Genomic DNA, 25,943 nt, shown 5'->3' with positions numbered 1-25,943 from the left:
CTGGCTCCAATTTTATTGATTGCGCCGCTGCGCGGTTTGCGCCTGCTTTAGGTTGTACAACACCGGCCGGTCGCCGTTTTGCAAAAACAGCAGCGATACGCCATTGCGCCGCCTGATGGGTGCAATATCCCGCACCTGGCCCCGCACCGCCACACCGGAGGTTTTCGCATCCAACAACTTAAACTTGCCGCCTTCGTTCATCAGCATCCAGCCGTATGATCCATCGAGCCGCGAAAACTGCGGCAGGAGGCCAAACTCGTTGCCGCCCAGTACCAAGTCGGGGCGGCCATCGCCGTTGAGGTCGGTGGTGGCAATAGCCCGCACTGAAGAAAGTTGGACGGGCATGGGCAGCGGCTGGATGGTAAATTTTCCCCCGCCGTCGTTGCGGGCAATGCAGGAGGCGGCATACATAAACTGCTTGACCGTGCTTTTCTTGAGCAACGGCTCGGAAAAAAGATCCTGGACCGATTTGCGGGCAAAATCTTCGTGCTTGAGGTTGCCTTTGCGCAGCGACACCACCTGGTCGGTGAGGTCGCGTTTTAAAAACACGGGCATGTCGCGGCCATCCACGGTTCGGGAAATGACTTTGTCCACCACGCCATTGCCGTCAAAATCGTTGATCCAAAGTTTTACCGGCTCTTTAGCAGAGGGTTGCAGGTAAAAGTTTTCGCCAATATTGCCCAGCACTAAATCTTCGTCGCCATCGCCGTCGAGGTCGGCTGCGGCGGCCGTTTGCCACCAACCTTCCAAAGCGGCCAGATCGGTAGCTATTTCCTGGATGCCGTTTGCGGAAACCGAAAATGCTTTGGGCGCCATCCATTCGCCGGCCACCACCAGTTCTTTTTTACCATCACCGGTAATATCTATCCACACGGCACCGGTGATCATGCCCATGCGCAGTTGTTTGTTGTTTACGGGCAGTGGGGCAAATCGACCGGTACCGTCGTTTACCAAAAATGCGCTTTGCGGGTCGAGGCCATAATTTTCTACAATGTTGCGGGCACCGACAAACAAGTCCAAGTCGCCGTCGCCATCAAAATCATGCGGTGCGATAACCGAAGTGTTGACGTTGGAAGCGGGCAGTGCGCCTTCAACAAAACGAAACCCTCCGCTACCGTCGTTCTGATACAAACGATTGTTGAGGCTGCCGGCATCCTGGCGGTTACCGCCCGAGCCCACCAACAGGTCAGCGTCGCCATCGCCATCGCAATCAAAAAAAACGGCCGCTACATCTTCAGATGCGGCATGGGGCAAAAAGTCGGGGACTTGTTTTTTTACAAAACCACCCGCCGTTTGCAGATACAACTGGCCCGCCTGCCCCGATGCGCCGCCAATGAATATATCCTCCAAGCCATCGCCGTTTACATCGGCCGCGGCTGCCTTGGGCCCTTCCCGCGATAGCAAAACCGGTATATTCCGTTCATTGTAAAAATCCACGTACTGGTCTTCTACATGGCGCTCAAAAACATGGCTAACAGTATCGAACATTGGAGCCGGGGCCGGCTGCACCGCCAGAACCCGCGGGGTTGCATTGTCCTGTTTCAGGCCGTGCACTTTGTTTAGTTCCGGCTTTTGCAGCACGGTTACCGCACCGCCAGGCCACAACACCTGCGCCGAATCTACCGCAGCATTTTTACCCAGCCCAATAACTGCCCGGTAATCAACCGACGACTGGAAACCCCTGCTGGGCACCAGTTCTCGTGTTTGCACACCGCTGTCCGTAAACACTTTTATGGTGCTGCCAATGGCAAAACTGTTGGCGCCTGTTCCTTTTAACTGAAAGGCAATATAGTTGTTGCCGGTTTGCTCCCTTGCAGCATTGCGGTACACAAATGCAGGCATGTTTACATTGTTCACCACTAGGTCCAGGTCGCCGTCGTTGTCGAGGTCGCCGTAGGCTGCGCCGTTGGAAAAAGAAGGCTGGTCGAGGCCCCAAGCGCCTTCTTCCGAAGAAAACTTGAGGGCGCCGCGGTTGCGGAACATTTTGTTGGCAATGGGCCGCGAGGGCATCCGGTCGATGATCTGATCCACGTCGCTTTTTTGCCCCGTCATCACCATTTCCTGGATCATTTCGTTGGCAAAAAAATCAATGAAATCCTGGTCGGTAATGTCGTGCCTGATGCCGTTGCTTACAAAAATGTCGGAGAGGCCGTCGTTGTCGGCGTCAAACATAAGGCCGCCCCAACTCCAATCGGTGGCTGCCACGCCGCTGTAAAACGCCGTTTCCACAAACTTGCCGCTGCCATCGGCCACCTGCAGGCAGTTTTGCTGAAACTGGTTGTAAAATCCAGAGCGCAGCTTGAGCTGGGCCACATCCCAACTTTCGAACGATGTGGTGGTGCGCAGGCGCAGGTCGTTGCCGGGCAGCATATCGGTAGTAAAAATATCGGGGTGGCCGTCGTTATTGATGTCGCCAATATCGGCACCCATCGAAAAGTTGGACACGTGCTGCATCCGGTTTTCGAGGTCTTCCTTAAAAGTGCCGTCCTGTTGGTTGATGTAGAGGTAATCGCGTTCAAAAAAATCGTTCGAAATGTATAGGTCGGGGTAGCCGTCGCCGTTGATATCGCCCACCGTTACACCGAGCCCAAACCCGATCAGCGAGCCATAAATATGGGCGGCTTCGCTTACATCCACGTATTTGCCGCCATCGTTGCGCAGCAGTTTGTCGCCACCACCTTTTACCGCCTCGGGCACATCCCAGTGCTCGGCCCGCAGTTCCCGCTTATTGGCGTAATTGAGCGTATTTACCGGTATAAAGCTGTTTTTCAATACATAGCAATCGAGGTCGCCATCCAGGTCGTAATCGAAAAAAGCGGCGTGGGTGGTGTAGCCGCTTTCAGCCAGGCCGTATTGCTTTGCCGCTTCGGTAAAAGTGCCGTTGCGGTTGTTGATGTATAGTTCATTTTCGTTGGAAATGCCCTGCTGGTAACCGGCGTTGCACACATAAATGTCCAGCCAGCCGTCGGCATTGATATCGGCCATCACCACGCCGGTGCCCCAGCGGCCGCTGTTGCGGATGCCGGCCTTTTCAGAGATGTCATCAAATTTGAAATTGCCCTTGTTTAAATAGAGCTTATTGGCACCCATATTGGCGGTAAAAAACACGTCGGCCAGGCCATCGTTGTTGATGTCGCCAATGGCCACGCCGCCACCGTTGTAAAAATTGCGGTATTGAAAAATATTGAACTCCTGTGTGTTGCGGATGTTGTTGGCAAAATCGATCCCGGTGTTTTTTTCCAGCACAAAAAGCGTGTCCTGTTGCGGTTTGCCACAGGAAAAAACGATCAACAAGGCAAGCCACCAGGTCTTGTTCATACAGCACATAGTCTTGTTCGTAATTACAAGAAAAAAGGTCATTATGCAATGACCTTTTTTCTTTCGTTCAATTTAGGGCAAAATACAATTAATAGCCGGGATTTTGCGTCAGGTTGGGGTTAACTGCCAATTGGTTGGCCGGGATGGGAAACAGCAGGTTCCGTGGGTCGGAGGCTGCTTTTTCCTGCCAGGGTTGGAGGAATTTACCAAAACGGATCAGGTCCTGACGGCGCCAGCCTTCCCAGTACAGTTCGCGGCCCCGCTCATCGAGCAGGTTGGCTTCGTTCAGGGCAGCCAGTGGGGTAGCACCACGAGCCGCACGGATCTGGTTTACAATCACCAGGCCTTCGGCAGCTTTGCCGGTACGTAGCAGCGCTTCGGCCTTCATCAGCAGCACATCGGCATAACGGAATACCACCCAGTCGTTTTCTTTTTGATCGGCATTGGTAGCATAATCAAAGGGATATTTCAATACCCGGATGCCGGTTCTTTCCAGTGTGTTTTCGTCGGTTTCCCTGATTTTTACCTCGCGGCTAAAGGTCAGCGGGTTGCCTTTGCGGTCTTGCAGGGCTGCGCCGGTGGTCAGGTTATATTGCTGCCCAATAAGGAAGCCTACGTTGGTACGGTTTCCGGGGTTGGGCAAGGCACCTGGATAGCGGTAATTGTAACCCCTGCGCTTATCTGACTCTTCAAACTTGTCGTAAAAATCGGACAGCGTAGAAAAGCCGTTCCAGCCGCTTGGGTTCATGTTGTAGTGCGAAACCTGCATGGCCACACCCCGCACATCGCCGCCGCTGGTGGCGCCTATGTTGTGCAGCGTAAAAATGTTTTCCCGCGAAATGTTCTCGTTGTTCGGTGCAAAATGGTCGAAGTATTCGTTGTTGTTGATGCTGTACCGGCCCGAACCAATGATCTGGTCGGCCAGGGCAATTACCTGCGCCATATCGGCAGGCGCAAAAGTGGGCGCCGCACGGTTGGCAAACATGCCCCTGTTGAGGTAGGTTTTCATCAGCAATGCACGGGCAGCATCTTTGTTGGCACGGTATGCCGGCACGTCGGGCAGTGCATTGATGATGCCGGTAACTTCACTGATGATAAAATCGGCGGCCTCCGTGTTGGACAAGGTTTTCGGGTCAATGCGGTAGTCGTTCAGGTCTTCGCGGAACGGCACCTGGCCCCAGCCATCCAGCACGGTAAACACACTCAGTGCACGGATAAACTTGGCCTCGGCAGCCTGTTGCGGACTGGGGTTGTATTGCAATACAAAAGAAGCATTGAACTGTATGCTCAGCAGGCCCGAGAAAGCGCCGTTGATCTGGTTTTGGTTATTGTCCCAAGTATGCGCATGCAGTGCACGCCACTGCCCGTTGTCGTCCCAGTCGGGGCCACGGGTGGGTGCAATGGTTTCATCGGAAGTATGTTGCTGAATGTGCCAGAAATCGCCGCGTTGAAACGGTCCGTTCATCGAGTTGTAGGCCGTGGTCAGCAGTTCTGCGGCAGTGGGCGTAAAGTCGTTTTGCGACAAACTGCTGCGGAAATTCTCGTCGAGCTTCGTACACGAAAACAGTAGGAAGCTGAAGAAAATAATGAGGTATCGCTTAATCTTTTCCATGATATTTCAATAACGTTTATAATGAGAAGTTGATACCAAACAGGATGGTACGGGCCGATGGGTAAGGAATGTACTCTACACCCAGCGACGGGATGCCATTGGCACCTGCATCGGTGTTTACCTCGGGGTCAAATCCGGTGTATTTGGTGATCACAAACAGGTTCTGCCCGGTTAGCGTCAGGTTTACGTTGCGGAATGTTCTGCCAATATCGCCAATGCGGTAGTTCAGCGACGCGTTGGCCATTTTCAGGTAATTGCCTTTTTCCAGATAGCGGGTAGATGGTGCAGGGGCGCTGGAAATGGCTTCTTGCGCATCGGTGTTGAGCACGCTTTTAGCCAGGTTGCGGTTGCCCAGGTTACCAATCGACAATACGGTTGCTGCAGTGTTGTTGAACAGGTAGTGGCCAAATGTGCCGTTCATGTTCAGGGTAGCCGTCAGCTTTTTGTAGGTAAAGTCGGTAGAGATGCCCACCAGGGTTTTGGGGTTGGGGCTGCCTGCGTATGATTTTGCACCGTTATCGGCATAAATAGCCTGGCCGGTGGTTTTATCAATGCCTTCAAAACGCTGCAGGTACCAAACGTTGATGGGTTGGTCGTTGATTACCCGCTGCGCCAGCACGTTGGAAAAGCCCTGGCCGCGCAGTGCGCCGGTTTCATAAAAACCAGCCAGGCCGCTCACCGTGTTTTGCAGGAAGGAAACGTTACCGCCAAGGTTCCACGAGATGTCTTTGGAGTTGAGCAGTCCTGTATTCAGGGTTACTTCCACGCCTTTGTTCAGCACGTAGCCATCCAGGTTTACCCAAATGCGGCCGGCAGGGGCCGGTGCAGCCAGGGTACGCTCAAACAGTACGTCGGTGGTTTTTTTATAGAAGTAATCTACCGAGCCGTAGAAGCGGTTGTTGAACAGGCTAAAGTCAACACCCACGTTGCTGGTGGTAGAGGTTTCCCATTTCAGGTCGGGGTTGCCGTAGTTGGTACGGGCCACGCTGTAAGGGTTGCCGTTGAGCGAAAAGCGGTTGAGCGAAGCGCCGGAAGGAAACTCCTGGTTGCCGGTGCGGCCCCAGCCCAGGCGCAGCTTCAGGTTACTGAGCACGGTGTTGCCTTTCAGGAAATTTTCATCCGACATGTTCCATGCAAAACCCAGCGATGGGAAATAGCCGTAGCGGTTGTTTTCACCAAAACGGGTAGAGCCGTCGGTGCGGAACGTTCCGGTAAACAGGTATTTATCCTGGATGTTTACAATGGCCCGTGCAAAGAAGGATTGCAGCTCGGTGGTTGGGTTGGCAAACGATCCCGACTCGCGGTTGGCGCGGGTTGATACACCCAACATATCATAGTAGTTGAGGCCGTTGTTTGGAAAATCAAGACCTGATACAAAAGTGGTCCGCTCGTCAAACTTCAGGTACTCGTGGCCCACTACTGCGTTCAGGTTAAAGTTCGAATTTACCTGCTTGTTGTAGCTCAGCGTGTTGGTAAACTGGGCGTCGGTTCTTTCGTTGTTGCTGGTATATGCCGCACCCCGGTTCTCGATGTTGGCCAGGTTCAGCAGGCGGTTGATCTGCCCGCGGCGAACACCAGCCTGCCGGTTGATGCTCATTAAAAAGCGGTACTCCAGGTTGTTGGTAAACTTATACGACGGCGACACGCTTGCCAGGATGGTATTTACCCGGGCCAGGTCGCGGTAGTACTGCAGCTGCGCTAGCGGGTTGATAGTAGTATTGCTGCCCGGGTAGCGGGTCAGTGTATCCACACCAGCTGCATTGCGGCCGGTGAGCGGCAGTGTTGGGTTCCATTGCAGTGCCTGCGAAATCAGGTTTCCTTCAAAACCCACGTTGGCCGATGTAGGCGCAATCGACTCATCGGTTTGCGTGGTAATCAGGTTAATGTCCAATCCCAGTTTTTTGCTTTCCAAAAAGCGGAACTGCGTGGTAAGACCGGCTGAGTATTTTTTAAAACCCGAATTTTTGACAATACCGTTCTGATCGAGGTAGCCCACCGAAAGGCGGTACCGGCCGTTCTCGTTGCCACCGCTTACAGCCACGTTGTGGTTTTGGGTAAGGGCAGTGCGGGTAATGGCATCAAACGCATCGATGTTGCTGCCAAAGTTGCCGCTGGTTTGGTTGTATTTGGCCAATGCTGCACGGTACTCATTGCCGTCCAGCACCTCCAGGCGCTTCAACACGTTCGAAACGCTGGCGGCGGCGCTTACGTCAATTTGCGGCGCACCTGATCGGCCCCTTTTTGTAGTAATAAGCACTACGCCGTTGGCACCACGCGAACCATAAATGGCTGTTGCGGAGGCATCCTTCAAGATTTCCATACCGGCGATGTCGTTGGGGTTGATAAAGTTGAGCGGGTTGCCGCCATCGTTACCGTAGGCTGCGCCGTTGCCACCCGGACGTGCCGAGCCGCCCGATAGGGGCACGCCATCCACCACATACAGCGGCTGGTTGCCGGAGCGAATGGAAGATGTACCGCGGATGCGTACGGTGGTGGAACCACCGGGCTGGCCGGTGTTGTTGATCACCAATACGCCTGCGGCCTTGCCTTGGATCAGCTGATCCGGGGCGGTAAATACGCCTTTATTAAAATCTTTCGCCTGAACCGATGCCACCGAGCCGGTAAGGTCGCGGCGGCGGGCAGTACCGTAGCCCACAACCACTACTTCGTTGAGGCTGGAGGTGGCACTTTCAAGCGTTACGTTGGCAGTATTGCCGGTAATACTAACTTCCTGTTCGGTAAAGCCAACGGCGGAAACCACCAGGCGGCTGGCATTTTCGGGCACGGAAAGGCTGAAGCGTCCATCGGCGCCGGTAACGGTGCCTGTGGTGGTGCCTTTAATGATCACCGAAACATCGGGGAGGCCTGCGCCCTGCCGGTCGGTAATGCGGCCCGATACCATGCGGCTTTGTGCAAGTGAAGACTGTGCATACAGGAGCGTAAGCACAAGCAGCCCTAGGGCTGTGAGCAATCGTTGTAATTTCATATAGCAGAGGTTTGCGTTCCAAACGTTATTGCAGTCCAATAGGTGGGCTAACAATAATTATGTACAAAATACATGGTTTCGGTAGCACCGAAAAAATATTTTATAAATAATGTTAATTTTTCTTTTAAGGACAGTGTTGAGCAGCACTATGCTGCATGGATGGCAATGGTTTAGCTCGATTATTTTGTTTCTATAAAAGGTTCGTCTGCTAAAATTTCCCTCTTCGCACCTTAGTGTTTCCCATCATGATAAAACCTGTGTGACTGCACCCAGTTTTAAATACAGCAACACCCATTAATTTGTTCAAAAAAAAGCGCGGGTAGACCCTGCGCTTTTTTTAATAATAGCTTTCGATTAAACCACCCTGCAATCACAGTGAAGCCTTACCATACAGTCTCTGTCATGCCGAACTCGTTTCGGCATCCCCTACAACCTTCGGAGTTGCTGATTGAAAAAGGAGATGCCGAAACAAGTTCGGCATGACAACCCAAAAGTTCAAAAACATGACCTAATAGCAATTTGGTAATGCTCCAATTTTGGCCACTTGCAAACCAACAAACTTTTAGCAGTGTAAAAGGCTTATCGCTAACCAACAATTACTCGTTTCTTTTAAAACTTCTATTGCAGCGCAATTGATTGCAATTGAATTTTCACCGGCGAAGTTTGCTTTCCCCCATCACCTACTACCACTTGCAGCAGTTCTATCCGCTCCGGTGCGAGGCGGCTTTCCCTTACCAATGATAAATGCAGCGGCTGAAAGCCCGGGTACGGCCGCGGCAGCAGCAACATTTCGGTAGGCTTGAATACCGAAAGCGGCAGCTCGTACAACCGCATCGTGCTGTCGGTAAAATTGATGGAGGCAGTGTAAGCTGCGCCTGTTGCCGTTACCAGGTGCAGTTGCACCGCTGATCCTGGGCTGCCCTGTGCCATCACCCCTACCTTGCTGGCGCTGGCGGCTGCCTGGCTGCGCTGCTGCACTTGATTGCCTACGAACATTTGCCAGGCAAGCGGCGGTCGCTTGTCGGCGGCTTCGGTATGGCTCACCTGCATCACTTGGGTGATGTACGGGTATTGGGTGGCTGCGCCGTACTGCAAGCTATTTTGCTGCCAATTGGTGGTAAACACACTGATGGCTGCTTCATCGGTAGCAGCCTGGAACAAGCTGACCGGTGCCGTTTTGGGCAGGATCACCGTTTGCCATGTTTGGGCAGGCAATGCATCCCACCCATAAGGTGCACCAGCGATACCGCTGGGGAAAGCCCAGGTCATTCCGTTCCTGGCCGTTGTCAAAATGCGGTAAGCCAGCGGACCGGATTGCATCATTTGTTGGGGCACCCGGGCTGTGTATAAAAATCCGTCCTGCTGCTGCATCATTACCGTTTGCCAGCCGGCCTGCGGGTGGCGCAGCTCCAGCCGAACCGTATCTGCGCCGGCTACCTGTGCAGCTATTTGCAGGCTGCCGCCTTCATCGGCATAGAGCGCCGGCGTATGGGTCAGCAGCACCGAATCGGCAGGCAATGCGGCCACCGGGTAAGCTACGCTAAATGCTTTCTGTTCGGGCACATAAGTGGTTCCGTTTTTTACCAAATAATACACGCCGGGCAAAACAGAAAAGCCCGCGCTGCTCCCCGCTTGTGGCGCACCAGCAGCATCCTTTACAACAAAGCCGCCATCCAGGCCGGGCAGTTGCAATTTCATAGTGCGCTGCGCAGCTACTAGGCGGCGCACTGTTTTGCGCGGCGACGCTTTTGCAAAAGGATCGCTCAGTTGAAACACATCGGGCAGCACTTCCAGGCGCCAAACGCCGTCATTTACCTTATCTAAAAAATAAGCGCCGGTGCCGCTGTATTGCACTATCGGCGAATTGCCCACACCAGCCACCTGCCTTAGTGCTGCCTTGTTTACTGGTTGCGTTGCCGTGTTGTTGGAATACAAAAAGGCTTCGCCGGTGTTCATTTCGCTGAGGTCCTGCGCATACGAAACGCGGAAAGCACCAAACACCGTATCGGCCGGGTAAGTTCCATAGCTGCGGTTGCGCGGCAGGTTGCGGAATGCATGGCCGGCAATCATCAAGGAAATGGCTTTGCCCGGCGTGTAGGCAATATTTACATAATGGGTTTGGTACTCAGTGTTGGCATGGGCAGTGTACAGCGGGTCGTAGGCAAACTGTGTGGCCCACTGAAAACCGGCGCCCCTGAAGGCACGGGCCATTGCGGGGTACATATACGAGCCCAGCACATCGCCGGCATCAAACTCGTACACCATTTTAGCCCGCTTGTTAAAAGCTGCAATCGTATCCCCAAACGGAATGGCGTACCGGTCTACATGCGGCAGGTAGTTGCCCTGCAGGGTGCGGTTGGCCACCAGCCCTGTGGGGTACCACTGAAAGCTGTGCCCATCCACGTCCGCTTTCACCACCGCCCCGGCATAGTTGGGCGATTCGGAAATGTTATAAAAAACAGGTTTGGTCCATCCCGTGCTGCGTACTGCTGCGGCCATGCGTTGCACATAATTGGTGGCGCCCTGCTGCGGACCGCTATGGTGTGGCTCGTTGTTTATCTCCATGGCAATCACATCCCGGTCGGCGCCATAGGTGGTTTTGGTGTATGGGTTTACATGCTTGAAAAATTGTTGCAGGTACCGCTCCTGCGCTTTGATGGCGGCTTCGGTTACCAGCACTTTTTGTTTGTTCCAAATGCTGGAAAATGAGCCGGTGTTCTGGTCCGGTTCAGGATAGCCATTGCCCCAAAAAGCCAGCGGCGTGATCAGTATTTTTATGCCCTGCTCCTTTAATTTATATAATAGGTAATCGAACAGCCGTAAGTGTTCGTTTTGCAACAAGTTGCCGGCGCTGTCGGCAATCTCCGTATCCCACACATGCACCCGGAAAGCGTCGAAACCCAGGCGGCCCATATGGTACACATCGGCATCAATGGCTTTTTCGGGATCGATGCCCAAGGCCTTATGCGACCGGTATCCAAATGCAAAAGGCACGGTGTAGTTAACGCCAAAAAACTGGGCTTCCTTGCCCGTTGCGGTCCATTTTAAAACACCGCTTTTATCTACAAAAACCGGGTTGGCCGCTGGTCCTTTTTTTTGCGCATAGCCGCTTGCCGCGGTCAGCACACACAACAAAATCAATGTCAGTATCCTCATACCTGCAAATGTACTGCTGCAACCCAACCGTCTGTTTTTTACGGCTATACTGCAGCGTTATGATCAAATATTTAGGTAAGTAAAAAGGCCGCCCCTGTTGGAGCGGCCTTTATCAGGGGAAGGTGTCTTGCTTAGTTCTTTTTGATGGTGTATACCCAGTTACCGCCAACCAGCAGGTCGAGGGTAATGGTGTAGTTGCCAGCCGCATCGATCTTGATGTTGCTGCCGCCAATTTCGGGACGGCCATCGTTAGGGTTGCTGTTATCACCCAGGTCAAGCGCCCATGCATCGTTTGCACGGAACTTGATCTCGCCGGCGTTCAGGTCCAGCGTAATGCTATAGGTGCCGCTGGCTGCATCGAAGGCCATGTCGCGGTCGCTGTCCCAGCCGGTGGTGGGTACGGCGCTGCCAATAAGGCCAATACCATTCACTTTAGTAGCGCTCCAGGTCATTGCCGTTGTGTTGGCGCGGAGCAGGTAAATGCCTGCGCCGGTGGTGATCTTCAGGTTATCACCGCCGTTGCTCAATTTTCCGGCGCTGGGCGAACCAAAGTCGCCGGCACCCCACTCGGCCCCTTTAACCAGCTTGAACTCGGGGTTGGCAGCGTTGGAGAAATTGATAAATCCTTCGTATTCGCCATTGTTGTTTACCGATACAAGTTGCGGTGCAGCACCTGGGTTCCAGTCCTGGAAGTTGCCGGCCACGTTGATGGCTTGCGGGAAGGTGTAGAAAATGCGAACCCGGTAAGGGCGCACCATCATTTTTACTGTATTGGAATAAATGGGGTTGATGGTATTGCTTTTCAGGCGCACTTCTATTTCCTGGCTCAGGCCGGGAGTCAGGATCTTATTCAGTTCGGCGTTCAGTTCGGCCACCTTGAATTCTTTCTTCAGGTCGCTTTTGTTCACGCCAATTTCAACGGTGGATGCACCGGCAAAATTAGTTCCTGATTTTGCTACCTGCAGCACATAGCCAATAGCATCGGTAAAGCCATAATCCACCGCAGGCCAGGTAAAGCTGGCGGCTGCTTTATCGGCATCTTCCTGCTTTAGCTCCAGGGTAGTGGCCGAAACAGCCAGCTGGGGGCTAACGCCGGAACGCAGCACAGCCCTTGTCTCTTCTTTTTCGCATGCCCACAGCAGCATCGATGCTACCGACAGCAAGAGCAATTTTTGAAGTATGTTTCTCATTTTATTTCTTTTTTGAAGTAATCGTTAGTTATTAATAGCCTGTGTTTTGCTCCAGGTTGGGGTTGGCAGTAACATCCGATGCGGGGATGGGGTACACCGAGCGGAATGCTTCTACAGCACGGCCATCACGTACGCCACCTTTCCAGGGCCACAGGTAAGTGCCGGTGGTAAAGCGGTTGTAGCGGATCAGATCGGTACGGCGGAAACCTTCCCAATACAACTCACGGGCACGCTCATCCAAAATAAAATCGGTGTTGATGCTGGTTACAGCCGATGCATCGGCACGGTCGCGCAGGTCGTTGATGTATTGCAGCGCCAGCGTTTGGCTGCCGCCGGTGCCACCACGCAGTACTGCTTCGGCATAAATCAGGTACTGCTCTGCCAGGCGGAAGATGGGGAAATCAACCGAAACAAAATCGCCACGGGCGTCGATGTTTTTGGCAATGCTGCCGTCGCGGTTTACGTTGCGGAACTTGCGGATGCCATAGCCTTCCGAAGATTTGCTTACATCATCAATCTCCAGTTTGTTTCTTTGAAACTGGGCACGCTTGTCGCCGGTACCATCCACCACCGGGAACAGTTGCACCAGGCTTTTAGTGGTGCGCAGGCCAAACCAGCCACCGCTGGGAATACCAAAGTCGCGGGTAGCATCCATGCCATCTACCACGGCTGCATGCACCAGGTAAGTAGTGCCGCCATAGCCTTGTGTGCTCAGGCCATCGTAGTTAATGGTGAGGATAAATTCATCCCGGTTCAGGTGGTTGTCGGCCAGCATCAGGTGCTGGTAGTTCGGGATCAGCGAATATCCTGCGTCGATTACTTTTTTAGAATAAGTAACGGCCTCGTTGTAACGGGCAGTGCCGGTGTATACTTGTGCGTTGAGGTAGTTGCGTGCCAGCAGGGCCCAGGCGGCACCTTTATCGGCACGGCCATACTCGTTGGCACGGGCATCGGCCAGTACGGTTTCCAGTTCTTTCAGCTCGGTTTCAATCCAGGTAAACAGTTCGCCGCGCTGAATCTGGCGGGGCAATACACTGCCCAATGCATCGGCATCGGTAATAAACGGCACGTTGCCAAACAGGTCCATCAGCACCGAATACTGGTAGGCACGCAAAAAGCGGGCTTCGTTGCGGTACTTGCGAATTTCCTCGGCATCGTTACCTGAAATACCGCGGCTGCTCAGGCTGGCATCAGACGACTGGCGGATAAAATCGTTGGCCAGCGTGATCTGGTAGTAACAACGGTAGTACAAACCTTGCAGGAACGGGTTGTTTGAGCCCCAGCTCATGTTGTGAAAATCGGGAAGGCCTGCATCACCCCAACCAATTACCGCTTCATCGGTAGGCAGCTCCTGTGCATTCCAGTACAGGCGCAAAAAGTCGGAGAAACCTTCATCGATGCCCTGTATATCGCCATTGCCCGCAGGGCCCTGGTTACCGGTAAGCGCAAAGGCGCCATACACTTTGGCAAATGCCTGTTTGTAACCGGCAGGGGTGGAATATACCTGCTCGGCAGTGATCTCGTTTTGTGGCAGGCGGTCCAGGTCTTTGGTGCAGGATGCCAGCGTGGATACGGCTACGGCACCTGCCATCATTATGTTGAAAAAGCTACGTTTCATATGCTTCAATCTCTTTATTAATTAAAAATCCAGGTTTAGGCCCAATACATAAGTGCGGGGACGTGGGTAAAAACTATTGTCGATACCGCCGCTGATCTCCGGGTCCAAACCTTTGTACTTGGTGATCACAAATGCGTTCTGCACGGTAGCACTCAGGCGCAGCGATACGTCGCGGTAAATTTTACCGGCATTGTATCCTACAAAAATGTTGTCCATCCGCAGGAACGATGCGTTTTGTACATAGTAATCGCTCATCAGCTGGTTGATGTTGCCACCGCCAAAGCCGGTTTCCAGGATGTTCACCGAAGCATTGTTCAGGATGTTGGGCAAACCGCCCACTGCAGTAAAGCGACCCAGGTTGCTGTACACGTTGTTGTACACGTAGTTGTCGAAGTTGGCGCGGGCCACAAAGCCACCGTTCCACTTACGATAAGATACGTTGGAGCTCAAACCCATGAACACCCTTGGATCGGACTGCTTGTACTGGTAGCGGTCCCGCTCATTGATTACACCATTGCCATCACGGTCAACAAACAAACCTTCTACTGGTTTACCCGCTTCGTCATACACCTGTTGGTAAGTGTAAAATGCACCGCGGGGGCTGCCCACCGAGTTGATCTGGATGGTGTTGCCCACACCGCCTGCAATGCCGCCGTACTCGTTGCCGGGGAAAGAAGGATCGGGTGCAATGGTGAGGTTGGTGATCTCGTTTTTATTAAAGGTCACGTTGTAGTTCACGTCCCAGTTCCAGTCGCTGTTGCGCACCGGCACCACGTTTACGGCAAACTCAAAACCTTTGTTTACCATGCTGCCTACGTTGGCCACAATGCGGTTTGAGAAGTTGGTACCGGCCGGCTGCACAATGTTGTTCAGCAGGTCGTTTGTTTCGCGGTAGTAATAATCAATGGTACCCGAAACACGGTTGCCCAGGAAACCATAGTCCAGGCCTACGTTGTAAGTGCTGGTTTCTTCCCATTTACGATCGCGGTAGTAACCACCGGGGCGGTACATGTTGTAAAATGTATTGCCCAACTCGTAACGGGCTGTAGGCGAGCTCAGGTTGTAATAAGAGATATAGTCGTAGTATCCAATGCCTTCCTGCTGGCCGGTGATGCCGTAAGAGGCACGCAGCTTCAGGGAGTTGAGGGCCCGCACATCGCGGAGGAAGGATTCTTCCCGGACGTTCCAGCCCAGTGCCACGGAGGGGAATATACCCCAGCGGTTTTCTTCGGCAAAACGCGAAGAACCATCGCGGCGCACTGTTGCGGTCAGAAGGTATTTTCCTTTAAGGGTATAGTTCAAACGGCCGTAGTACGACAGCAGCGTGTACTGCGGACGGTCGGTAGCAAAGTTGGGCTCCGAACCGGCAATCAGTCCACCAGCTGCGTTGTAATCGGCATAGTTGTAAATCCTGTCCAGGAAATCCTGGTACGAATAACCGGCCAACACATCCACACGGCTGTCAATGGCATCGATGTCTTTCGCGTAGTTCAGGTAAAATTCCAGCACTTTGTTTTCGCGGCCACGCTTGTACTCGGTGTTCTGGCCGTCGCGCAGGTATTGCGATGCGGCGCTGTCCGGAACAAACACGGTGCCTTTGCCCTGCATCACGTCGTAACCCACGTTCAGGTTGGCACGCAGTTCGGGCAGAAAATGAAAGCGGTAATCAAATTGCGCATTACCAATGCTGCGGTATACGGTGCTTTTATCGTCGCGCTGATTGAGCAGGCCAACAGGGTTGCGGGGCGCATTGGAGTTGGGCGTCAATGCTGTAGGGTCGAGCCACTCAAAATAACCGCCATAACGCTTGCTGCCGGTAGTTACCGGTTGCGTTGGATCAAAGGTTACGGCAGCGCCGATGGCACCTTCGTCGGCAAATTTATTATTGGTCATGGCGCCTTTCAGGCTGATGTCCACACGCAGGTGGTCGTCAAAAAACTTGGGGCTCAGGTTCAGCGCAGCCGAGGTACGCTTCATGTTGCCGCCTTTCAGCACACCATCCTGGTTGAGGAAACCAACCGATGCACGGTAAGGCATGCGGCCCAGCGAGCCACGCACCGCCAGGTTGTTGTCCTGAGAAAGGGCAGTGGTGTAAATCTCATCCTGCCAGTTGGTATTGGCTTCGCCCAGCAGTGCTTTTTGGTCCGAGTTGCCGCGGGCATTGATAAACTCACGGAACTGGTTAGCCGAAAGCATTTCTACCTGGCGGGTATTGTTGGCAGCCGACAACTGCGTATTAAATGTAAACTGCGGTTTGCCGCTCACCCCTTTTTTAGTGGTAATGATGATTACACCATTAGAGGCACGGGAACCGTAAATGGCGGTAGCCGATGCATCTTTCAGGATGTTCATGCTTTCAATGTCGTTGGGGTTGATCAGCGACAACGCATTTGCAGCACCGGAAATACCACCCGAGGTCAGGGGCACGCCGTCCACTACAATCAGCGGGTCGTTCGAGGCATTGAGCGATGCGCCACCGCGGATGCGGATGGTGCTGCCCGAACCTGGTGCGCCACCGTTGGTGGTGATTTGCACACCGGCCACTTTACCGGCAATCAGTTGCTCGGGGGTGGGGATCACGCCTTTTTGAAAGTCTTTTGCCGTAACCGAGGTTACAGAACCGGTCAGGTCGCGGCGACGCTGGGTACCATAGCCCACCACTACTACCTCGCCAAGGCTGCCGGCAGTGTTTTGCAGGGTTACATCAACCGTAGCCTGGTCGCCTACGCTGATTTCGCGGCGCTCAAAGCCAACCGAGGTAAACACCAATGTGCCTGCCGTTTGGGGCACGCTGATGGTGTAGTTGCCTTCGGCATCGGTGGTGGTGGCTGCGGTACCGTTTACCGACACGGTTACACCAGCGAGGGCTTTTCCGGTGGCATCGGTTACACGGCCATTAATAGTTCGATTTTGTGCAGATAACTGGAGGGTTAGGAGCAAGGCTAACACAGGCAATATAATTGCCCGGATCATTTTTCTCACGTTCATGATAGCAAGCTTTGAAGTTTAAATGCTTGAAATAAAACACGATATGTGTGTTAAAGACACGTTAACATCGTGTATTAAGGACACAATTTAGGACAATTTTGAAATGCCCTTTATGATTTTGATCTTTATTTTTTTCCAGACTTAAAAAGGGATTGTCACACAATGGGTTGGGGGGCATGGGCACCCTTTTTCCCATGGCTGCGGAAGTCGTTTTTCAGGCCATACACCTTGCCCGGACGGTGTGGCACGTCGGATTCCATTTCATTTAAATCCTCGAGCCAGCCCTTGAGGCTGATGCGTTTGCGGAAGTTGCGGCGGTCCAACTCCACGCCCAAAATAGCTTCGTACACATCCTGCAGTTCGCGCAGCGAAAACTTTTCGGGCAGCAGGTTGAACACCACCGGGTGTTCCATCACAGCATCCTGCAGGCGTTTGAGGCAGGTGTCCACAATCAGGCGGTGGTCAAACGCCATGCTTTCCAGCCCGTGCACCGGTTGCCAGTGCAGGCCGTTGCCGGAGGTGCGCAGTTTGTAGCGGTTGATATCGATAAGGGAGTAATAAGCGGTGGTAATAACGCGGCCGGATGGGTGGCGGCCGGTGGCGCCAAAAGTGTACACCTGCTCCAGGTACAGGTTGTCGAGGCCGGTACGCTCCTGCAGCACACGGTAAGAGGCCGCTTCGAGGTCTTCGTCGGGGCGCACCAGGTCGCCGAGCAGCGACCACATGCCTTCAAACTCCTCCAGATCCGACTTGATGAGCAGTACTTTCAATTGTTTTTCCTCGTAACCAAAAATGACGCAGTCGACCGAGATGGCAATATTAAAATACTCGAGGTGGCTGCTTTTTTCAAGGGCTGCATTTTTCATTTGTGCCAGCTTTTGTTCGGTCATGATCAATGAAATAAAAGGTCTACAGTTTTGGAACCAGTATTGGAAACGGCCTTCAGGTAATACATGCCGCTGTTGGCAGCTAACCCGCTGCGGTTAAAGGTAAGTACATGTGTGCCCTTTGCCAGCACCCCATCCTGCAGGGTGGCTACCCACTGCCCCATGGCATTGTACAGGCGAACGGTAACACGGCCCGCCTCAGGGTTGCTGACCTTTACCTGTACATCGCCCACTGCCGGGTTGGGAAAGGCAACCATATCGAAATTGGTTACCGCTACCGGAGGAGGCGGTGCCGCCCCGTTCAGGTTGCGGTTTATATAAACACGGTATTCGCCGGGCTGCAGCGTAAAGTTTTGCGCCTGGCCGGTGGCCTGCAGCGGCGTTCCATCCAACAGGTTGTACCAGGTGCCGCCACCGGGAAAGCTCACGGAACCCGAAAGGGGCGCCACGTCGAAATTACCTACTGTCACTACTTTGGAACTGTCCGTAAGCAATTGCTGCCATTTGAAACCGCCACCCAGACCCGACTCAAATAGCCCGCCCATAAACGCCTGCCTGAAAGACGGGTGCATCCGGAGGCCGATCATTTTTGCATACACATCATACACCGACCTGCGGGCCGCATCGGAGTAATATTCCCAGCGAATGGGTTTGGGCGCCGTGCGGCAATCGTCTTTAATGGTGCCGTCTTCGCAGCGGTTGATGCTTCCATCGTAACCCAGTTCGCCAAACTGCCAGATCATTTTCGGGCCGGGCTGCGTCAGCAAAAAGGCTGCGTTCAACTCCATGCGCTTCAGCGCCACGGGCAGGCTTTTTACATTATAGGCGCCGGCGCTGTTGCCAAAAGCCACGTTTTTATACACAATGCGTTCTTCGTCGTGGCTTTCCATATAAGTAATGAGGTGTGGCTTGCTCCATGTGCGGGCCGTGTGCAGGCCGCCTTCCAGGTTGGAGTTTTGCAAATATCCCATGGCCGCCTCCTGGTAGTTGTGGCTCATATTGCCCCAGAACATCATGCCGTAATCGGCCAGTTCCCGCTCCTCTTTATTTTCCGACAGGTGCTCGAGGATCACGTATGCGCTGGCCGATTTTTGCTGCACCGTATCGTAATATCCTTTCCACAGCGCCACCCGGTCGGCATCGTAAGCACTCCAGGCGCCCACATCGTTGCCGGTATATTTTTGGGTAAAACCTTTCGACAGGTCGAACCGAAAACCATCCAGTTTGTACTCCCGCAGCCAATGCTCCACCACACGGCCCGTAAAATAGCGCACCGGTGCAGCATCGTGGTTAAAATCGTAACCCACGCCAAAAGGGTGCTTGCCCTGGTAGCCCGCTTCCGATGGGTTCTGGTCGGCATTGAACCAGGGGTTTGCTTCCGTAGGCTCACCGTTGCTGTTGGCATACAGTTGCACCATGGGGCTTTGGCCAAACGAGTGGTTCAGCACCATGTCCATGATCACTGCCATGCCATTGGCATGCGCCGAATCAACAAAACGTTTGAGGCTGTTGGCGGTACCGTAGTATTTATCGGGGGCAAAATAAAACGAGCTGTTGTAGCCCCAGGAATTGTTGCCTTCAAACTCGTTGAACGGCATGAGCTCAATTGCGTTTACACCTAACCGTTTGAGGTAGGAAATGGTGTCTACCAGCGTGTTCCAGTCGTGGGCCGCTACAAAATCGCGGAGGTGCAGTTCGTAAATAACGAGGCTGCGTTTATCGGGCCGGGTAAAATTTTGCACCGCCCAGTTGTAGGCCGGCTTGCGGGTTTGCAGCACGCTTACAATGCCGGTGGTTTTGCCCGTTGGGTAAGCTTTCAGTCCGGGATAGGTTGTTGCGGAAATATATTGGTCGTTCCAGGGGTCCAGCACTTTTTCGGTGTAGTAATCGGCAATGCGCAGGGTGTTATCTACCAGGTACTGATAGGCGTATTCGGTGCCGGGTGCCAGGCCGGTAAGGCGCAGCCAAAACCGTTGCCCATCGGGGGTTTTGTTCATGATGTATTTCACATCGGGCGCCCATCCGTTGAAATCGCCCAAAACGGAAACCGTGGATTTGCCGGGGGCAAACAACACCAGCGTTGCCGATGTATCGCCGGGCTCGTAATTGATGCCATCCCGCACACCGGCCGGCAGTGCCGCCGTGGGTAGGGCGGTTGGTGCCACAAACACCCGCACCGTATCGCGGCGGGTAACGCCGGCCTCCACCGCTTCGGCTACCAGCACCTGCTGGCCTTCCGCCACTACCGAGGCATCAACACTTATTTCGGTGGCATTACTGGCCGCACTGATTTTGGCTCCATTATGATAGAGCGCCAGATTCGCCGGCCGCGAAGCTGCAGCCGCCAAAGTAAACGTGGAGTTGAGCTTCCAAGTTTGCTGCTCCAGTTGGGGCACATAACGCGGCTCGGAGTAGGGATCTGTAATGCGCACTGCCAGCGAACCATCCGAAACCGGGATATACATATCGCTGCCGTCGCTGTTCGCTTGCTTTGCATTGCCGTTGCCGCTGCGGAACAGGATGGCAATTTTTTGAATGGTTTCTGTTGTGTTGGTGATGCCGAAAAAACTCCGCAGGCTTCCGTTGATGGTGTAGGTCCATTTGCCCGCCCCGGCTGTTGTCGCTTTGGCTTCGGCAGGTGTAGTAGCCCAGGCAAATTTTGAATATTTCCAGTCGCTGGCACCGCTGCTCAGCGAGGTGATGACCCCAATGTGCACGTATACATCGCCGGCCGCATGGTTCAGCAGGCCTTTATTTCCTTTTGCAGCATCAAGGGTAATGGTGAGGGCTTGGGCCGCATCGGCCTCTTTTATAAATGGGGGGCTCCACCGGAGCAACTGGGCATGGGAAAGGGTACAGGCAAACAGGGCCAACAGCAGCAGCAATCGTTTCATAAAACTCTTTGAAACGCTAAAGATAGGTTATGTACTTAAAACACATTAGGAAAGGAAAAAGATTTTTCCCTCCAGCCTTTCGGCAACGAAAATGATGAACAGAACCTTGATCTATTTTGCTGCACCCCTCCTATTTCCCATTTCCAATTTTTCAAAAAGCCAGTTGCGCCGACCACACTCTTATTCCGATTTTTTCCTCCCGCAGCATCTTGCACTGCTTATTTTTGAGGCCTTATGACCTCCCAACTCCACGCCATACAGGACCAAACCAACCGATTGCTGCAAGCCGCCCAGACCGGCGGCATCGAGGTGGCCGATATCGATCTACTCCGCTCCGTGCTGCGTTTTCACGAGTACCGTTATTATGTGCTGGCCGATCCGCTGGTTTCTGATTTTGAATACGACACCTTATATAAATCGCTGGAAAAGCTGGAAGAGGAAAACCCCGACCTCATTGTGCCCGACTCGCCTACGCAGCGGGTGGCGAAGGGTTTGACCAAAGAATTTCCAACGGTGGCCCACTTGGTGCCGATGCTGTCGCTGGACAACTCGTACAACAGCGAAGAACTGTTTGATTTTGACCGCAAAGTGCGGGAAAGCACAGGCCTTTCGGAGATTGAATACTGCGTGGAGCCCAAGTTCGACGGGGCATCGCTATCGCTGGTGTACGAAGGCGACAAACTGGTGCGCGGCGCCACCCGCGGCGATGGCGTTCAAGGTGATGATATTACCCCAAATGTGCGCCAGATCCGCACCATTCCGCTCAACGCCGATTTTTCGAAATATGGCCTGAACAACGTGGAGATCCGCGGCGAGGTGCTGATCAACAAGCAAAATTTCCAGCTGTTCAACGAAGCGCTGGTGGAACAAGGCATTCAGCCGCTGGCCAATCCACGCAACGCCGCGGCTGGCTCACTTCGTATTAAAGACCCGCTGGAAGTGCGCCGCCGCAGGCTGGAGGCATTTACCTACCAGATCTCATATTACACCACTACCGGCCCCAATGCAAAGGAGCCGCTTACGCATTCCGCAGCCTTGGAAATGCTTTGGGAGCAAGGCTTCCGCAGCCCGGTTAAGGAACTGAAAGTGCTCCGTGGCATCCAGGCCGTTGTAGATTACTGCAATGAATTTGAGGTAAAACGTGATGACCTGCCCTACGAAATCGACGGCATGGTGATCAAGGTAAACGAGTTTGCCCTGCACGATAAACTGGGCATGACCACGCACCACCCCCGCTGGGCTATTGCGTATAAGTTTAAAGCCCGCCAGGCCACCAGCAAGCTACTGCGGGTAGAGTACCAGGTGGGCCGCACCGGCAACATTGGGCCCGTGGCCAAAATACAACCGGTCGCCATCGGTGGCGTGATGGTGGGCTCGGTTTCCCTGTTCAACGAAGATGTGATCCGCGAAAAAGACCTGCGCATAGGCGACACCGTGCTGGTGGAACGTGCCGGCGATGTGATCCCATATATTGTAAAATCGCTGCACGAGCTGCGCGACGGCACCGAACAGCCCATCCAGTTTCCCACGCATTGCCCTGCCTGTGGCGATGAGCTGTACCGCGCCGCCGAAGAAGCGGCCTGGCGCTGTACCAACCTGGCCTGCCCCGAACAGGTGCTGGAGCGCCTGATGCATTTTGCCTCGAAAGACGCCATGGACATCCGTGGCTTGGGCGATGCCAACATCAAAAAGTTTTACGACCTGGGCTGGCTGCGCTCCATTACCGACATCTACCGGCTTGATTATGAAAAAATAAGCACGCTGGAAGGCTTTGGCAAAAAGTCGATCGACAACCTGCGTACCGCCATTGAAAAATCGAAAAGCCAGCCGTTGCACCGGCTCATTTTTGCCCTCGGCGTTCGCTTTGTGGGCGAAACCGGGGCCAAGACTTTAGCACATTCCATCAATCACCTGCTCGACCTGTGTGGCTTTAGCGAGGAGCAACTGCTGGCACTGGAAGATGTGGGCCCCAAAGTGGCCTCCAGTGTACAGCAGTTTTTTTGCAACGACGATAATATTGCGCTGCTGAAAGAACTGGAAGCACTTGGATTGTCCCTGAAAAATGAAAAGAAAACACACGCTACCATTGGCGGCAACCTGCAGGGACAAACATTCTTGTTTACCGGCACGCTGGCCCGCCTCAAGCGCAGTGACGCCGAAGCCATGGTGGAAGCCGGCGGTGGCGCCATTGTTTCGGGGGTGAGCAGCAAACTCAATTACCTGGTGGTGGGTGAAGATGCCGGCAGCAAACTGGAAAAAGCAAAAAAGATCAGCAGCATCCGCATTATTTCGGAAGACGAGTTTTTGAACATGGTGCAGAGTGGGGCTGCGGCTGTAGAATCGTAATGCCCTTTTTAATATAAAATGCAAGCCTAACAGCTATGCATGCAGTTAAGAAAATACAGTTGTACGCATAGCTGTTGTTTTACTTTTTTGTTTGCCCAAAAAAGTAACAATAAAGGGGCCCGCAATCAATGACAGCCTGATTGCGGGGCGGTTCCCTGATGTAACTTTTGTACTACTGTGGTGAAGTGCTGCAAATCGTTATTCAGCATGAAATACAATATTGTTTTATAAATAATGCATCGAACAAAAGGCACTAAGCCTAGACGTCATTTTTTCTCACGCTGTACATTACTCGCATATTCTAAACAGCTCACCTGACACATCTCAACCCCTACCACGCCACACAACCAAACCGGTCTTCTTAAATTTGCGGCCGTACAGTTAGGCATTAACTTGGTTAAATAAAGGCTGTTTCCTTTTTCCTGTTCAACTTTTACAGCACAGCATTGTTGCATTGTTCAGCAAATGAATACCATGAGGTCTTTTTTACTTATCCTGTTTCTATTTCCCTTGTTGCTCCACGCACAAACCGAAGGCATACTTCGTGGTTCGGTAGTGAATAAAAACACCTTGCAGCCGCTCACCGGCGCATCGGTACAAATTAACGGCGGCCCCGGCGCCGTTACCGACAGCCTTGGTCGTTTTCGCATCCAACTGCCGGTGGGCAGCTACGGCCTTACGGCCACAGCCGTGGGTTACCGGCCGCAAAGCCTGTTCAACCTGGTGGTTACATCGGGCAACGAAATTGAAGTAACCGTGGAACTGGAAAGTGCAGCTACCGAACTAACGGGTGTAACGGTGCGGAGTAACCGCCGTACGGCAAGAGCCGCCACGCTGGAAAGCCCGCTGAGCATTCAGCGGCTCACCGCCGAAGAGATCCGGAGTAACCCCGGCGGCAACTTCGACATCAGCCGGGTGATCCAAACCCTGCCCGGGGTGGGCGGTACATCGGGTTCGGTGGGCGGGTTTAGAAACGATATCATCATCCGCGGTGGTGCACCCAACGAAAACGTATTTTACCTCGATGGCATTGAAATTCCCAACATCAACCACTTTGCCACACAAGGCAGCGGCGGCGGCCCAACAGGCATCCTCAACGTATCGTTTATTGAAGATGTAAAACTGAGCACTTCGGCCTTTGATGCCCGCTACGATAATGCGCTGTCTTCGGTGTTTCAGTTCAGGCAGATAAACGGAAACCCGCGCCGGGTGCAGGGCAATTTCCGCCTCAGTGCCACCGAGTTGGCCGCTACGCTGGAAGGGCCGATTAAGCAGGAAAAAACAACTTTTCTTGCATCGGCACGCCGGTCGTACCTGCAGTTCCTTTTTAAAGCCATTGATTTGCCCATCAGGCCCAACTATTGGGATTTCCAGGCAAAGATCACGCACCGCATCGATCCCAAAACCACGCTTACTTTCCTGGGTGTTGGCGCCATTGATGAATTTTCGTTTGCGGCTCCCCGTGAGGCTACGCCGGAAAAACTATATGTCATCAACTCCAACCCCAATATTGAGCAATGGAGCTACACGGTGGGCGCCACGCTGCGCCGCCAGATCAATAACGGATTCTGGAACCTGGCCCTTAGCCGCAACACGTTAAACAACAGCCTCGACCAGTTTGAAAACAACCGCAACCCCATTGAATCGGAGCGCAACCTGAGGGTGCGGTCGCAGGAGGCCGAAACCAAGCTGCGCTACGACTGGAACAAAACCATCGGCGCCTGGAAATGGTCTTGGGGTGGCGTGGCACAGGTGGCCGATTTTCAAAACAATACATTTAGCCGTTTCCGCAAAGCACTTTATGATGAAAGCGGTAACCTGGTGCAGCCTGAGCAAACGGCCAATTTCACTTCGCCCATCAAGCCGTTTTTGCGCTACGGTGTATTTGCGCAAGCAGGCCGCCGCCTGTTCGACGACCGTGTAGGCATCAGCATGGGTGTTCGGGCCGATGGCAACACGTTTACCACCAATGGCGCCAACCCGCTGCGCACTTTTTCGCCACGGGTGGCGCTGAGCTATGTGCTGGCCGACAAATGGACCTGGAACTCGTCGGTGGGCCGCTACTACCGCATTGCGCCGTACACCGTTCTGGGCTTTGCCGATAACAACGGCAACCTGGTAAATAAAGGCGCCGATTATACACGCAGCGACCACTACGTAACCGGCATCGAATTTTTGCCCACCGATGCCACCCGCATTACGCTGGAAGGTTTTTATAAGCGCTACGCAAATGTGCCCGTTTCCATCCGCGATGGCATTTCGCTGGCCAACCTGGGTGGCGATTTTGGCGTGCTGGGTAATGAAGCCGTGGAAACGAATGGTAAAGGCAAGGCGTATGGTTTTGAATTTTTTGCGCAGCAAAAGCTGACTAAGCAGTTTTTTGGCATCATCAGCTACACGTATTTCAAAAGCCTGTACAGCGGCCGCAACGGTGTGTTTGTACCCAGTGCCTGGGAAAACACACACCTGCTGAGCACCACGCTGGGCTACAAGCTGCCGCGCAACTGGGAGCTGGGCCTGCGCTTCCGCTACCAGGGCGGCGTGCCGTACACCCCGTTCGATTTGGTGGCTTCGCAGCGCAACTACCTGTCACTGGGCTCGGGACTGCTCGATTATGCGCAACTAAATACGCTGCGCCTGAAAGCATTCCACGCGGCCGATATCCGCATCGACAAAAAATGGAATTTTCCGAACTGGACGCTGGACCTGTTCCTGGACCTGAGTAATTTTTACCGCGCCGTGCAGCCATCGTACCCGCGTTTTACATTTACCCGAAATGCCGACAACACCGCATTTGTAACCACCGATGGTACCGCGGTAAAACCCGATGGCAGCAATGCAGTGCCGCTGCTGCTGCGCGAAGATGACGGTAACATCACGCCTACGTTCGGGTTTATTATTGCGTTTTAAAACGGCAACGGACAATTTTATTTAAACACCATTTTGCT

General features: G+C 53.4%; 11 protein-coding genes. 2 read left to right on the top strand and 9 right to left on the bottom strand.

The genetic code is table 11. The features are described 5' to 3' along the window. Positions 1 to 12: 12 nt before the first annotated feature. The 9 genes from DRJ53_RS06280 to DRJ53_RS06240 all read right to left on the bottom strand — a co-directional run bounded on the left by DRJ53_RS06280 (position 13) and on the right by DRJ53_RS06240 (position 20,649). Positions 13 to 3,318, bottom strand: coding sequence for a VCBS repeat-containing protein (locus DRJ53_RS06280; protein WP_114234735.1), 3,306 nt, complete (start codon positions 3,316 to 3,318; stop codon positions 13 to 15). A gap of 88 nt (positions 3,319 to 3,406) precedes the next feature. Beyond that, complete coding sequence (locus tag DRJ53_RS06275; RefSeq protein WP_114234734.1) at positions 3,407 to 4,930, bottom strand: RagB/SusD family nutrient uptake outer membrane protein; 1,524 nt, start codon at positions 4,928 to 4,930, stop codon at positions 3,407 to 3,409. A 16-nt stretch (positions 4,931 to 4,946) separates the two neighbouring features. After that, the gene (locus DRJ53_RS06270; protein ID WP_114234733.1) at positions 4,947 to 7,916 is read right to left on the bottom strand and encodes a SusC/RagA family TonB-linked outer membrane protein; all 2,970 of its coding nucleotides are present in this window, start codon (positions 7,914 to 7,916) and stop codon (positions 4,947 to 4,949) included. Between the two features lie 618 nt (positions 7,917 to 8,534). Further along, positions 8,535 to 11,072 (bottom strand): cellulase family glycosylhydrolase, encoded by a 2,538-nt coding sequence (locus DRJ53_RS06265; protein WP_114234732.1) that lies wholly within the window; start codon positions 11,070 to 11,072, stop codon positions 8,535 to 8,537. 131 nt (positions 11,073 to 11,203) lie between these two features. Next, a complete protein-coding gene (locus DRJ53_RS06260) occupies positions 11,204 to 12,262 on the bottom strand; it encodes a SusE domain-containing protein (RefSeq protein WP_114234731.1) in 1,059 nt (352 codons plus the stop codon). A 31-nt stretch (positions 12,263 to 12,293) separates the two neighbouring features. Next, positions 12,294 to 13,880, bottom strand: a complete 1,587-nt coding sequence (locus DRJ53_RS06255) for a RagB/SusD family nutrient uptake outer membrane protein (RefSeq protein WP_114234730.1) — start codon at positions 13,878 to 13,880, stop codon at positions 12,294 to 12,296. Between the two features lie 21 nt (positions 13,881 to 13,901). After that, positions 13,902 to 16,868 carry a SusC/RagA family TonB-linked outer membrane protein gene (locus DRJ53_RS06250; RefSeq protein WP_114234729.1) on the bottom strand — a complete coding sequence of 989 codons (2,967 nt, stop codon included), beginning with the start codon at positions 16,866 to 16,868 and terminating at the stop codon, positions 13,902 to 13,904. A 155-nt stretch (positions 16,869 to 17,023) separates the two neighbouring features. Beyond that, positions 17,024 to 17,758, bottom strand: coding sequence for an NUDIX hydrolase (locus DRJ53_RS06245; RefSeq protein ID WP_114234728.1), 735 nt, complete (start codon positions 17,756 to 17,758; stop codon positions 17,024 to 17,026). Between the two features lie 2 nt (positions 17,759 to 17,760). After that, entirely contained in the window at positions 17,761 to 20,649 is a 2,889-nt protein-coding gene (locus DRJ53_RS06240) for an alpha-amylase family glycosyl hydrolase (RefSeq protein WP_114234727.1), read from the bottom strand. 234 nt (positions 20,650 to 20,883) lie between these two features. Here DRJ53_RS06240 and ligA point away from each other — a divergent pair, with 234 nt between their 5' ends. Continuing rightward, positions 20,884 to 22,995 (top strand): NAD-dependent DNA ligase LigA, encoded by a 2,112-nt coding sequence (gene ligA / locus DRJ53_RS06235; RefSeq protein ID WP_114234726.1) that lies wholly within the window; start codon positions 20,884 to 20,886, stop codon positions 22,993 to 22,995. 474 nt (positions 22,996 to 23,469) lie between these two features. Next, positions 23,470 to 25,905, top strand: coding sequence for a TonB-dependent receptor (locus DRJ53_RS06230; protein ID WP_114234782.1), 2,436 nt, complete (start codon positions 23,470 to 23,472; stop codon positions 25,903 to 25,905). The last annotated feature ends 38 nt before the right edge of the window (positions 25,906 to 25,943 follow it).

Source organism: Paracnuella aquatica, from assembly GCF_003332885.2.
Classification (GTDB): Bacteria; Bacteroidota; Bacteroidia; order Chitinophagales; family Chitinophagaceae; genus Flavisolibacter; species Flavisolibacter aquaticus.
The sequence above is the reverse complement of the archived record's forward strand: the minus strand, read 5'-3'. Positions and strand labels throughout refer to the sequence as shown.